General features: G+C 69.6%; 1 protein-coding gene. It reads left to right on the top strand.

All coding sequences use genetic code 11. From position 1 onward, the window contains the following. Positions 1 to 270, top strand: a 270-nt coding sequence (locus ACLQ2N_RS36045) for an acyltransferase domain-containing protein (RefSeq protein ID WP_425820027.1), incomplete at both ends; no start/stop codon positions are given.

Genomic DNA, 270 nt, shown 5'->3' with positions numbered 1-270 from the left:
GGCGGTGGTGGTCTCGGGCACCGAGACCGCGATCGCGGAGATCGAGGCGAAGACGTCTGCGCGGACGAAGCGCCTGCAGGTCTCCCACGCCTTCCACTCCCCGCTGATGGACCCGATGCTGGAGGACTTCCGCACGGCCCTGAACAGCATGACCTTCCATGAGCCGGCCCTGCCGGTGGTCTCGAACGTCACGGGCCGCCTGGCCGAAGCGGGTCTGCTGACCACCGCCGACTACTGGGTCGATCACGTCCGCCGCCCCGTCCGCTTCGC

Origin of the sequence: Streptomyces sp. DT224, from assembly GCF_049844595.1 — a bacterium.
Taxonomy (GTDB): Bacteria; Actinomycetota; Actinomycetes; order Streptomycetales; family Streptomycetaceae; genus Streptomyces.
Note: the sequence above shows the minus strand (reverse complement) of the source record. Positions and strands in the feature narration are given on the sequence as shown.